The following is a 13,045-nucleotide window of genomic DNA, read 5'->3' on the forward strand; positions in this document are numbered from 1 at the left end:
TACTAGAGGTAGTGGTGGGAAGGCTAAACTAGATCTTGGCAAGATAAATTGTAAGTTTTTATTCACGCTCAGGCAGAACGCTCAGATGCAAGTGCTTGGGTTAAGGCAGTAGACAAAGGGCAGTCAATATGAGAGGTTTGCAAAAAAAAGCATTGATGCGCCAAAGACCAGCAAGCGGTTTGGCTTTCACTGGTGCGATCGCCGCAGGTTGGATTATGTTACAGTCTACGCTTGTGGCAAGCCCAGCACTCGCGCAACGAAGAGAGCCGAATGCTCTAACGTATGGAGAATTAATCGAAAGAATTGATGCCGGTCAAGTCGAACGCGTTGAAATTGACCCAACGCAAAGAGTTGCGAGAGTTCAACTCGAAGGACAACAAGCAGATGCGCCACCCCAAGAAGTGCCACTGCTTGACCAAAATCCCGAATTAATTGAAAGACTGCGAGCCAACCGCGTTGAATTTGAAGTGATCTCGGCTGCGGATAGCCGAGTGGCAATTGGAATCTTAGCAAATCTGCTGTGGATTTTACCATTGATGGCTTTGATGTTGTTGTTTCTCCGACGTTCGGGTAATGCATCAAATCAAGCAATGAACTTTGGTAAATCCCGCGCCCGATTTCAGATGGAAGCTAAAACGGGAATAACATTTGTTGATGTCGCTGGAATCGAAGAAGCAAAAGAAGAACTCCAAGAAGTCGTCACGTTCCTTAAGCAACCCGAACGTTTTACAGCGATCGGTGCCAGGATTCCTAAAGGTGTCTTATTAGTTGGACCTCCAGGAACTGGAAAAACTCTTTTGGCAAAAGCGATCGCGGGTGAAGCCGGAGTCCCATTCTTTAGTATCTCAGGAAGTGAATTCGTCGAAATGTTCGTTGGCGTTGGTGCTTCGCGCGTCCGCGACTTATTCAAAAAAGCCAAAGAAAACGCGCCATGCTTGATCTTCATTGATGAAATCGACGCGGTAGGAAGACAACGCGGTACTGGAATCGGTGGCGGAAACGACGAACGCGAACAAACACTCAATCAGCTACTCACCGAGATGGACGGCTTTGAAGGCAACACGGGGATTATTATTATCGCCGCAACAAACCGCCCTGATGTTCTTGATGCTGCATTACTGCGTCCTGGAAGATTTGACCGCCAAGTCATTGTCGATGCGCCTGACCTCAAAGGACGTCAAGAAATTTTGCAAGTCCATGCACGCAATAAAAAGCTTGACCCGAATGTGTCGTTAGATGCAGTCGCACGGCGGACGCCAGGATTTACAGGCGCGGATTTAGCCAACTTGCTCAACGAAGCGGCAATTTTGACCGCACGGCGACGCAAAGAAGCGATTACATTGTTAGAAATAGATGATGCGATCGACCGCGTTGTCGCAGGAATGGAAGGAACACCACTTGTCGATAGCAAGAGCAAGCGCTTAATTGCTTATCATGAAGTGGGTCACGCATTGCTGGCGACACTACTTAAAGACCACGACCCCGTACAGAAAGTCACGCTGATTCCACGCGGACAAGCGCGAGGACTGACGTGGTTTACTCCGAGTGAAGACCAAGGATTAATTTCGCGCGCGCAGCTTTTAGCTAGAATTACAGCGACACTTGGCGGTAGAGCAGCTGAAGAAATTGTCTTTGGTAAAGAGGAAGTTACAACAGGTGCAGGTCAAGATTTGCAACAACTTACAAACTTGGCACGTCAGATGGTAACTCGCTTTGGGATGTCTGACTTAGGTTTACTTTCCCTCGACAACCAAAACAGCGAGGTCTTTCTAGGGCGCGATCTCATGACTCGCTCAGAGTATTCTGAAGAGATTACAGCACGTGTGGATGCTCAAGTGCGACAGATTATTTCTCATTGTCACGAGCAAGCATTAACACTTCTGCAAGAAAACCGCGTTCTGATGGATCGGCTAGTCGATTTACTGATCGAACGAGAAACAATTGACGGCGATGAATTTCGTAAAATTGTAGCCGAATACAAGCAATCTCAACAAGACCAAGATGCGTTGGTTGTTAGTTAGTTACAAATAAGATAATTTCAAACATAAGAGCCGATAATTTCAACTTGCAGGGTATAAATTATCGGCTTTTTATCGAGCTATAGGTTATGACATTTTTAAAATCTCAACATCAGCAATTTTCTTGGTTTTCACCTTCTATAGCAGTTAGCTCTTAGCTTTTTTAAAAGCTTTATCGAGTAATACATTTACTCAATATACTTGCCCTAAGCTGAATGCGTTTTGCTATACCTCTTACCATAGTAAGAGCTTTACACCAGCCTTTAATGATAGTGCAGATTCTCTGATCCCTTATCGAATCCTTGCAGAAGATTGTAGCGTTCTACCCGATTGCTGAGCATACATGGCTCGTAGAACAAGTGCAGGATCTACATAGTTGTTGGCGTACTTGAGTCCCCAATGTAGGTGCGGACCTGTGGTGCGTCCTGTCATTCCTACTCGACCAATTCGCGTGCCACTATGAATATATTGACCTTCCCAGATTTGAATTCCACCCTCGCGGTCAATTAAATAGCGATTTCCGCCCTGTGCTTCGACACGACCTTGCATATGGCAATAAGTATGCTCCCAATCACCAGATTGCACAATAATGTGCGTTCCACAAGCAGTACGATCCGCGACTTTAACAACCTTCCCTGACCACCAGTTACGAATATAACTGCCTTGCGGTGCCGCGAAATCTAGCCCTCGATGAAACTCCCATCCTGAACCCCCAGTCGCCGAACGACGATATCCAAATGGGGAAGAGTAAGCTTGAAAATTTTCTACCGGAAACGAAGCATTCTGCCAAGAATTACTAGTAGCAACCTGATTTTCTTCAGCAGCTACAACTTGGGTGGTGTACTGTTGCCAAATTAAGCTCGATGCACTTAAGATTCCTAACGCAGCTAGAAGAAGACTTTTTCTCAAACGAATACAATTTTTAGTGGGTTGATAACTAGATGCAGATGCTTGCTTCATACATTCACTCCTCAACATAGACAATAGTCTTCGGCTAGTGGCTTTGACAATTGATCGTCTGTAATCTCTGGGTTAGTAATACGATTGCTCTATCAGCTAAAAGAATTACTTAATGTAGTCTTACGCACATGCAAAGCACGATTGCGCAGCACTAGAAAAATACGATCGCCTTATTTGACAACAAGGGGATCGTTCAAAGAACAATTGAGTTGCTTCTCAAAGCAAAAGTTCCCTTCCCTGATCGAAAGATTTTTAAGCATTTTTTAATAATGTGTTTTAATAAACGAGGCTACTCTCAGTTTTATTTATGCTCCCTGCCATAGCAAACATTTAAAGAAATTAGCGTCAGATCTACTTGCGATCCAAGCGCAATTTTACTGATATATCGCGACAAAATTACACCAAAAACTTATCGTAATACTAGGAAATATACGGTAGTGGCAGTTATGTTCTTTGTGCTTATAATAAAAAAATTTACTAAAACTCTTAATACAGTCTAAAAAGAGTTAGTTTACACCTCATGTTATTGCAAGTCACAACTGATAAGCAGTATATTTCAGTTTGGCGATCGCATGATGAATTATTTCACTAACGCTACCTCAATCCTGAAATACGAGAAATTAAGGCAATTGTAAAAGAGCTGTGCGTCATTAACAACACAGCTTGGATGAGTGATACTCATTCGATACACTATTTCCGCTTCACAGCGCTCAAATTAATGGGCAGGAGGAGAATCGAACTCCTATGACCGTAAGGTCGCCACATTTTGAGTGTGGTGCGTCTACCAGTTTCGCCACCCGCCCTTGGGTGCAGCTTTATGATTATAATCCATAGTGTGACTTTCTAACAAGTTTTGATAATCTCGACTTGATGCCCAACGATCGATTTCTCGTGCGCGTAGTACAGGTAGCGGATGAGTGAGTTGTGATGTCCGCGCTGATTTGAGGACTTCGCCTAAATCAGTGTTGCTGATGTCGTCATAGGCACGGGCTTGTGCAAGAAACGCATCTAAGTTGAGTTGCGGCGCGAGTGTCGGCGAGCCTCCTGAAAGCTTCATCAAAAGCGACATGACGATCTTTGGATCTTGAGTGGCGAGGAGTGCGGCGCGATCGCACGTAAATTCGGCGCAGCGAACCCACTCTAAAAGTTGTGCTTGAAGTGCCTGCGCAACAAAGCCGCCCAAATTAGGCAACTGTCCTGCGGCTAAAACAACCAAATTGACTAACGTCAGATACACTCCATGATCGCACTTGAGATGACCTAATTCATGCGCGATCACTGCCTGAATTTCCTCAGGAGTCAGCAAATCTAATAACGAAGTATGCATGACAATAAAGGGCTGCTTACCACGCATGGCGAACGTGTAAGCATTAGGGACTGGATGCTGACGGACGTACAACTGTGGGGGTTCTAAATCCAATACTCGACAAGCTTCGATTAACAGCTTGTGAAACTGAGGCAGTTGTTGCTCGCCGACTAGGATGCTTGAGGCAATATTTTCTACATAAAAAAACTGTTCTGCCATTTGTCCTAGCAGGTTGCGCACGATGATATCAGCGCCAGGGATTTGTTTGAGAGCTTTAGTTGCCTCCAAATCTAAGGGATGACGAAACTCGTCGGCTTTTAAACCAATTAATTGAGTTTTAGAGATCATGCGCCGTTTTCGCTTGCGAAGGAATAGAGGTATGACAGCAGGTACTAACCTGCTGGTGCGATCGCGTTGTGAACTAATACGCTATGTGTTCAGTATAACGAATCACAGCTTTTTCACTGCGGTTCGCAATCATCCCTTTGTGTGCAGTGACAAGGTCGTGAGCCACTTCAACTCAATTGTTCATCAGTCTTTCTCCGATAAAACAGAATGACTTGTTAAACCTGCACTACCTGCATCTGCACCAGCCGGAACGCGCTCTAAGACCGCCCCTAAAGAAAGTAGTTTTACTTCTATCTGTTCGTAGCCGCGATCGAGATGATGTAAGCACTGAATAACCGTTTTACCATTTGCTGCCAAGCCAGCTAAGACAAGCGCTGCGGAAGCACGAAGATCCGTTGCGATGACTGGTGCGCCAGATAACATCGAAACACCCCGTACAAGCGCATGATTGCCTTTAATCCGAATGTCTGCACCCATACGATTTAGCTCTGCGACATGACGCATTCGGTTTTCAAATACAGTTTCAGTTATTAAACTATCGCCTTCACTGAGCGTGAGTAATGCCATAAACTGGGCTTGCATATCGGTAGGAAAACCAGGATACGGCAAGGTTTCAATATCAGTTGCTTTAATCGTGTCTCCTGGAATAATGCGCAAGCGATCGGGTGCTTCAGTGACAATTTGCGCGCCAGTTTCCTGAAGTTTCGCAATCACCGCAGTGAGATGCTCTGGAACGACAGGAGACAAACTAATCTCCGAATGCGTAATCGCTCCAGCGACTAAGAAAGTTCCAGCCTCGATGCGATCGGGATTGATAGTGTAATCTGTTGAATGCAAGCGAGGAACTCCAGCGATTGTAATTGTATTCGTTCCGGCTCCGCGAATACGCGCTCCCATCGCTCGACAAAAATTAGCTAAGTCTACGACTTCTGGCTCTTGTGCAGCGTTTTCAATCGTTGTTTCCCCTTCTGCCAAGGTAGCAGCCATCATAATTGTCTCGGTGGCTCCAACGCTGGGGTAATCTAAGTAGATTTTTGCGCCTTTGAGTTTGCGTTGACTACCAGTGACGTAAGCGTGAACAATACCGTGTTCAATTTGCACATCGGCTCCCATCGCTTGTAAACCCCGAACATGGAGATCCACCGGTCGAGCGCCAATTGTACAACCACCAGGTAGGGGAATACGTGCGACTCCTAACCTTGCGAGTAAGGGACCAATGATAAAGAAACTCGCGCGTAGCTGGCTCACTAGCTCATACGGAGCTTTCGAGTGACTAATCGTACTCGCATTAATGTCTAAAACATCGCCCTGATGCTCGATCTTAACTCCCAATGCCGCTAGAATTTGCCCCATGCGTCTCACATCGACAAGGTTAGGAACATTGCGAATGCGGCAATCTTCGGGACAAAGTAGGGCTGCGGCGATGATTGTCAGCGCTGAGTTTTTTGCTCCACTAATCTTGACATGACCTTTTAATGGATGCTTTCCCCAAATCTGTAGAACAGAAGCGTCAGCATCAGATAACGCGTGGGCATTTGGTAAGCCGTGAGAGGTAGTAATAGGTCTATCCTCCGTAAAGAATTCGGTACTTTTACAAGTTCAAAGTTGGTTTTGATTCTACATTGACATTTGCAAAAGTTAAACCTTCTGGGTCATCGCATATTAATTTCATCGTTACTTGAAACAAAAGAGTATTTACACGATTGTCTTATCTTTCAATGAATGGTAAAATTTATGGTTTTGAATATTGCAGCCACCAGAAAGGCAGGAAGCCGGAAGATTTTATGAATGCAATGTCGTAAAAGGATTTAACCTACTGATTTATGACAAATTACCAAGTTAAAGACTATGGTATGGGTTTAGGTACTTTCTTTCTTATGTAAGCATTTCTAAGTCATAGCTATGAAGATCTGTCCTCTACTTTTTGCGTTCTTAACGTCCCGCACTAAGACAAACTATTATATTGACACTTATGCAAATTTGAGCGATAATAAAAAACTGCGTTGAAAATGTGCGAGCGGAACTGGCGGAATTGGCAGACGCGCTAGATTCAGGTTCTAGTGCCGCAAGGCTTCCGGGTTCAAGTCCCGGGTTCCGCATTATTTTCTGTATAAATAATTACAGTACGTTGATGAGTTCAGTTATGCTCTTAGGAGAAATGCTGCTAAAGAAACTTGCAAGCTAGTAGGTTTAATACCTTCATTCGCAATCAGGTTAAGCTGGTTAGTATCCTCTACAAGTTGAATGACAAAATTTCCATCGTCTAATTTGGCTTGTTCTCCATCGGTGTAATCGCGCAAAAGCTTCTGTACGTGTTTCTTTGTCTTCCAGGCGTTGAGTTGTCTTAAAGTATTCCTCACTACAATTGGCTCTATACCATCGGGAAAACGCTTCATCTGGCTAACTCGGCGGTTGATTCTACTAATGCGATCGCTAGTCATACTCATATTCTCTAGCAATGGCTGCTCGATTTGGGTCAAGCGTTGTTGCTTGAGCGCAACTAATTGCTGATAGATAGTTTGAGCCTGAAAGATGAGATCTTTAGCTGGTAAGACGTCCATTTTGGGAGGCGTTTTGAAAGCAGTCGCGATCGCCATCCCGTAGCCATCTTTCTCTCCTGTTTGATCGTTCCAAAAAAGAGTCTGTTTTTGCTCTGGAATTGGTTCGCCATTGGGACCAAAGTACTCAACACTCAAGGCTACTAATCCAGTGGGTTCTTCACCACCACGACAACCCAAGGTAATGCGATTCGCTTGATAATCTTCACCTAAGTCTTGAACTAGCTTACCTAATGCCTCACTGTAGAGAATTTCGTTATGCGTGTAAACGTCGCGACTCGTTTCTTGCTTTTGATAAGTCTCTTCTTGTAAGTTTCCTTGCTCTATGCGCCTTGCATTGACTAAGCTATGGAGAAAGTCAATATAGCCTGGTAGTACCCCATCATCAAATAGTGTGTCGCCGTAGATAGAAGCCCCTAACGTTTCAATGCTAGAAATGGTAGGAATTTGTTGTTCGTCTAGAGTCAGTTCGCCGATGAGTTTTTTGTGGAGATTGCTCAAGCGACTGGCTTGGCGTAGCAGTTGATTTTCACTGTTAGCGTAATAGATATAAATATTCTCAACTCGGCGTTGTTTAGGGCGATCAATCCGACCGATGCGCTGTTCTAGTATCATTGGGTTCCAGGGCAGATCGATGTTAATCAGATAATCGGCATCTTGGAGATTTTGCCCGACAGATAAGGTTTCCGAGCCAATTAAAACAGCGATTTCTGACTCTGGCTTTGGTCTTTCTCGTGGATCTTTGCAACTAGCAATTGGGGCGAATAGCCGAAATATTTCCTGTCGTTTGATACCTGTTAATTGGTGGGTTCCGCGCAAAGTATTGTTGGGGCTGAAAATGAGTGGCTGAGTTGAATGGCTGGGATAGTAATACTTTGTCGCACCAATTGCCATCCCGATTCCTTGAGAGGCGATCGCCTGATCTCTAGTCATGTGGCGGTAGTAGTCGATAACGGTATCGCTGAAGGTGGAAATCAATAGTACTTTGTGACCTTGACTCACTAATTCTCGTACTTTTTTAGTGACTTGCTCGCGCTTGTGGTCGATGACAAATTCACCTGCTAATAGCTGCTGGATCTGTTTTAATTGCTCTAGATCGCTATTACAATCAGCGAGTATCCGGTCGTAAATCGCTTGGGCTTTATTCTTATCATTGCCAAGTGCATCTGTGGCGATGTCGATTGAACGCCGCAATTGTTGGCGTTTGTGTTGTTGTACCTCGGCTTCTTCCTCTTCGTCTTCTTCATCGGCTTCATCCTCTGCGAAACTATCGTCGTCTTCACGAAGCTGTTTTTTCTCAGATGCAAAACCGTAGTGCAACAGCAAGAATGTTTTCAAACCGTCGGCGTCAGGGGAAACATTTTCTAATCGCTGCTGAAGTTGGCGAATGCGATCGCTAAAATTTTGAATCGTGCGATTGAGCGCATACATACTCGATTCTGCCCGTTGTAGGAAGAAACGGCGTTGGTTTTGCAGAAGGCTGCGCTGTTCGACATTACCCCGTAAGTAGCGAACCGGATCGGCAAAAGGGATAAACAGGCTCGTTTCAAACGAAGTAAAAATCTGGTCGAGAGCAAGTTCGGTACTCGTTTCAAATTCTACAGGCAACCATTCTGCAATGCGCTTGGCATACACATTTAAATTTGGTGTAGCATCGCGTAACATTTGGCGCGTGCGTTGAAGAAATAATTCGCGGTAGGTACGGCGAAACAGTTCGGTGTTATCGGTGAAATTCTCGACACCCTCGCGACTTTGAAACCATTGGCAGAGTTCTGGCGGAAAGCCTAAATCTTTAAATCCTTCAGGACGATTGAGAAAAGGAGAGAGAATATTATAGATGTCTGCACGGCGATTATTCCAGGGGGTAGCTGTGAGAAGTAAAAAATGCCGTTGTTTTTTAGAATTGCGATCGCTTTGTTGAATTGTCGCACAAGTTTTATGAATGCGGTTGTTGTAGTTGCGAATGCCTTCATGAGCTTCGTCAATAATAATTAAATCGGGGTTATAAAGGCGGAAATACTCTAGGAAAGTACTGCCTTTACGACTCATAAGATTTTTATTAAATAGTTCATAATCTTTTGTGTATTCATCATATTTAAAACCCAACTCTTGCATTTCGCGTTCCCAGTTGGGTAATAACTTTTTCGCGGCGACAATAACTATTTTTGCCTTAGGATTTTGTTCTCGATACAACCGAGCAACCGTAGCCGCTAAACGCGTTTTTCCTAAACCGACAGCATCGGCACAAACGGCAACACCAAAGTCTTGCATGACTCTTAAACAATGCTGTGCGCCTGATTTTTGATGCTCAAATAGAATGCCTTGATTGAGCAATTCATCAAGTAAATTGCTGCGTTCGACGCGGAATTGGTAAGCGCGCTGTTGTGCTAGCCAGTAGAGAAAATCTTGAGGTGTACCGTGCTTTTTGGTAAGAAGAATTTCTACAGCTTGCTTAAATCCAACTATTTCGTTAAATTCTGGAATTTCTAACGATTGATTGACGGTTGCAGGTTGCTTGGGTGAAGTGCGATAAATACCTTTGCTAGTTTTAACTTGAAAATCTGTCAGGGGAATCGGTGGATGTTGGGAATCGACCTCAACTTGACCGACAATTCGTTCTTTTTCTTTAGTATCAATTGTGACTTTGACGAGGTTGTTATCTGCTACGGTAATTTCGTCAACTAAATTCAAGTTGCTACCAGTAATTTCAACAGAAGTTGTTTCGCCAGGGGTAAATTTGTCGGGGGCGATCGCCTCAATCACAGGTTGAGAAGCTTGGGCGCGGCGATTCCGTTCAGCTAGTACTTGTTGTAAAAATTCCTGCGATAGATCAAAAGTGGTATCTTGGCGCTGCCATTCGGTATCAAATTGACGGATGCTATCGGCGATCGCTTCTGCATCCATGTCTTCCCAGGAATAAAGAAATAACAAGCTTTCGGCATTTCTGCTATGTGCAGCTTGCGTGAAGTTGTCGGAACCTTCGTGTAAGATATGATTGTCGAGCGAGTCGCTAAATATACCTGTTTTTTTGTGGTAAATTGCCCTTCCCGACTCCATTTTCACCATTTTAATTCGCAAAAATCCCAGCCGCACTAACTCGGCTAGAATTTCTGTTCCACAAAAAGCGCGATCGGCTAATCCTTGTAAGAATTCTTTTAAGGTACGGCAAAAGTATTGAGCGCGGTAGTTGGGGTCTTGCAGTTTCTCTAGTTCTTCGATATCTGCTTGTTTGGTGAAGCCGTGCCAATCTAATAACAAACGAATCTCGCCTTCGTTTTGAATAATCTTTTGCAGCGGTTCTTCGTATAGTTTGAGTACCTCGCTGTCAAAATAGGCTGTTGATCGCCGATAGATGTGGCTGCGTTCTAATACGTTGCTGATAAAGGTATTGTATTTTTCTAGGTCGTCGGGTAAGTTGAATTTGCGGCGGCGATCGCGTTGAACTTCGATAAAACTACCCTTGAGTAAAGTTTCTTCTGTAGTAGTGCTTTCTAATTCGAGGAAAGGTGCAATTTCATTGAAAGAACTTGTTCGCAGCAGCGTGGTGCTAGGGATGCTACCAGTAAAGCGCGGAGTGTAGGTAAAGACTTTTGCCGTTTTTGGATCGATTCGTATCAATTTATGTGTCGCGTGTTTACCACCAATACTCACCAAAAATGTGACAATATTCAGCAGCAAATTATCAGCATCGCGGTGCTTAAAAACAAGCCAATATTGGTTATCAATTCCCTTGATTGGATTACCTTGAGGTAGGTAGTAGGGGCGCTGTTGGCGAATGAGATCTTGGATAACGGTGTCGAGCATAGATTTAGAATTAAGTAAGAGCGCAATATTGGACAAATAGCTCATCTTTGGGATAAAAGAGTCTTTAGCCCAATGCTTCCTCTGCATAAAAGAGAAGTGCTATGCGCGTCTAATTGGTAGAACCCGCACTCTCGATTGGGTTAGGTCAACAGTAACCAACGCACCTAACTCTAGTTCGGACTCAAATTGACGCAGAGCAGCGATCGCTATATTTTCGATACTGGAAGGTAAAATATCTTGGGTGCGAACCTGAATGACGCTTGGCGTATCCGCTCCAGTTGCAGCTAGTAATACCATTTCACCAAATAAAAACTACAAATCATTTGTCCTCTGCTGCCTATTCTTCAGCCCGCCATGCAGCATAGGCAAGTGCCTCATAAATGTCAGCTTCTTCTAAATAGGGATATGCTTCAAGAATGTCGCTTTTGCTATGTCCTGATGCCATTAAGCCGACAATAGTGCCAACAGTAACGCGCATACCTCGGATGCAAGGTTTACCGCCCATGGCTTCTGGATTGCGCGTAATTCTAGTTAAACTTTGCATATTTATTCACCACGTAATACTGTTTCATTTCAAAGTTGGCAGACAATTACATTAAAAAAACAAGGTATGGTTTTGTCATTTTGAGTGCAGCCGCAACTTTGCTTCGCTCTAGGGTAAACTCTGCAATAGGTTCGCGTAGCAGGCGTTGCTGAACAGAAGTATGATTTGCCCCCACGCCTACACCAGTTGTACGCCAGTTCGCTCAACGGGAGACTCGGGATCTTCACTACGTGGGGATTGGGGGTGAACCCCCGCACAACACTGACTCCCCAATCCTGGCTACCGTGTACACACAAATAGCCGATCTAGCAAAGTCTCTGGCAAACTGCCCCCCAACCCCCCACAGGTGGGGGATTTCCGAGCCAGTTCTGCTTCAAAGTCCCCCACTATTGGGGGCAGGGCTGTTTCATTGTAGAGAGAGAAAGACCTGCTCAAACTGGTTGGCAAGCTGGCGTTTCGCTGAGGCAATGGAATGAAAGCCCAAGCGTCTTGCCAAGGTGATGAAAAAGGTCCGCACGATTGACCAGTTGGCAGCAGCGCGCTTATCGAGGTAGGGTGCATCATCTTCACCCAGCGAGACATCCTTGATCCAATGCAAGCGATTCTCAATCCCCCAGTGCCCCTGCACCAGTTGAGCAAAGCCGTGCGCACAGGTGATCAAACTACTGATGTAATACTGCCGCTCGCAAAAGGGCTGCTGCGCTCGGGTGCCCGAGCGTTCGACGACAATCAGCGACGCGAGTCCGCTCCAGTGCGATTGGAGCGCTTGCGACGGGCGATAGACCTGAACCCGACGATGCACGGTGCGACCATGACTGTGCTGTGTGTAGTCGTAGCAACTCCAGGGGTGACCCTGCTGCCAAGCTTGCTCAATCGCCTGGTACAGGTACGGTTGGTTCGCCTTGGCGCACACCAGATAGTCATCTCCCCGCTCGATGATTTGCGCTAAGGTTTTTTTTGACAGTGCAGTGCGTCCATCGTGACCACGACCCCATCAAGTGCCAGCGTTTTGAGCAACTGCTGCACCACGGTTTGTTCACTGGTGTTGTGATTGTCCATCGCCTGCATCTGATAGACAAAGCCGCACTCGTGGCTGAAGAGCGAAACCACACTGACAAACGCTTGAGTGTTTTGGTGGCAGTCGCTGACCGTACTTTTGATGCTTTTGCCGTCAATGGCAACAACCGCAGCCGGATCGAGCGGGACAAACTGCTTTGCCCACTGCGAAAACACCGCCGCAAACTCAGCAAAATCAAGCTGCATCATCACCCGCCGCAGGGTGGAATAGGAGGGAAATTCCACTTCATCACTCAATCCGAGTCGCGCTCGCAGGGCATCGCCATAGTGCTTGATGAACTCAGACAAAGGACGATAGCCCCAGTAGCCGAGCATCGTTCCCATCAGAATAATCAGCAGCACCAGCGAGAGCGGGTGACGTTTGCCTCGCGGGGCGCGGGGGTCAGCAACAGTGTTCAGCAATGCCAGCAGTTCCATGTCGAGCTTGCCA

General features: G+C 45.4%; 7 protein-coding genes, 2 tRNA genes and 1 pseudogene. 2 read left to right on the forward strand and 8 right to left on the reverse strand.

Going from position 1 to position 13,045, the window contains the following annotated elements; all coding sequences use genetic code 11:
- Positions 1-155: 155 nt before the first annotated feature.
- Positions 156-2,021 carry an ATP-dependent zinc metalloprotease FtsH gene (gene ftsH / locus GLO7428_RS17090; protein WP_196797624.1) on the forward strand — a complete coding sequence of 622 codons (1,866 nt, stop codon included), beginning with the start codon at positions 156-158 and terminating at the stop codon, positions 2,019-2,021.
- A gap of 288 nt (positions 2,022-2,309) precedes the next feature.
- Here ftsH and GLO7428_RS17095 read toward each other — a convergent pair whose 3' ends face one another.
- The 4 genes from GLO7428_RS17095 to murA all read right to left on the reverse strand — a co-directional run bounded on the left by GLO7428_RS17095 (position 2,310) and on the right by murA (position 6,192).
- Positions 2,310-2,978: a M23 family metallopeptidase gene (locus GLO7428_RS17095; protein WP_015189825.1), complete on the reverse strand. Its 669-nt coding sequence runs from the start codon at positions 2,976-2,978 to the stop codon at positions 2,310-2,312.
- A gap of 719 nt (positions 2,979-3,697) precedes the next feature.
- A tRNA-Leu gene (locus GLO7428_RS17100) sits at positions 3,698-3,781 on the reverse strand.
- Complete coding sequence (locus GLO7428_RS26845; RefSeq protein ID WP_015189826.1) at positions 3,760-4,632, reverse strand: M48 family metallopeptidase; 873 nt, start codon at positions 4,630-4,632, stop codon at positions 3,760-3,762. Before GLO7428_RS26845 ends, GLO7428_RS17100 begins: the two co-directional genes overlap by 22 nt.
- 183 nt (positions 4,633-4,815) lie before the next feature.
- Positions 4,816-6,192: a UDP-N-acetylglucosamine 1-carboxyvinyltransferase gene (murA, locus tag GLO7428_RS17105; RefSeq protein WP_015189827.1), complete on the reverse strand. Its 1,377-nt coding sequence runs from the start codon at positions 6,190-6,192 to the stop codon at positions 4,816-4,818.
- 457 nt (positions 6,193-6,649) lie between these two features.
- Here murA and GLO7428_RS17110 point away from each other — a divergent pair.
- Positions 6,650-6,731: transfer RNA gene (locus tag GLO7428_RS17110), tRNA-Leu, on the forward strand.
- A 42-nt stretch (positions 6,732-6,773) separates the two neighbouring features.
- Here GLO7428_RS17110 and GLO7428_RS17115 read toward each other — a convergent pair.
- From GLO7428_RS17115 to GLO7428_RS29770, 4 genes and pseudogenes are all read right to left on the reverse strand, one after another.
- Positions 6,774-10,994, reverse strand: coding sequence for a helicase-related protein (locus GLO7428_RS17115; protein ID WP_015189828.1), 4,221 nt, complete (start codon positions 10,992-10,994; stop codon positions 6,774-6,776).
- 99 nt (positions 10,995-11,093) lie between these two features.
- On the reverse strand, positions 11,094-11,291 hold the full coding sequence (locus GLO7428_RS17120) for a hypothetical protein (RefSeq protein WP_015189829.1): 198 nt from the start codon (positions 11,289-11,291) through the stop codon (positions 11,094-11,096).
- 40 nt (positions 11,292-11,331) lie between these two features.
- Entirely contained in the window at positions 11,332-11,538 is a 207-nt protein-coding gene (locus GLO7428_RS17125; protein WP_015189830.1) for a DUF433 domain-containing protein, read from the reverse strand.
- Between the two features lie 406 nt (positions 11,539-11,944).
- Positions 11,945-13,032: pseudogene (locus GLO7428_RS29770) on the reverse strand (ISAs1 family transposase).
- Between the last annotated feature and the right edge of the window lie 13 nt (positions 13,033-13,045).

The sequence above is a fragment of the Gloeocapsa sp. PCC 7428 genome (genome assembly GCF_000317555.1).
Taxonomy (GTDB): Bacteria; Cyanobacteriota; Cyanobacteriia; order Cyanobacteriales; family Chroococcidiopsidaceae; genus Chroogloeocystis.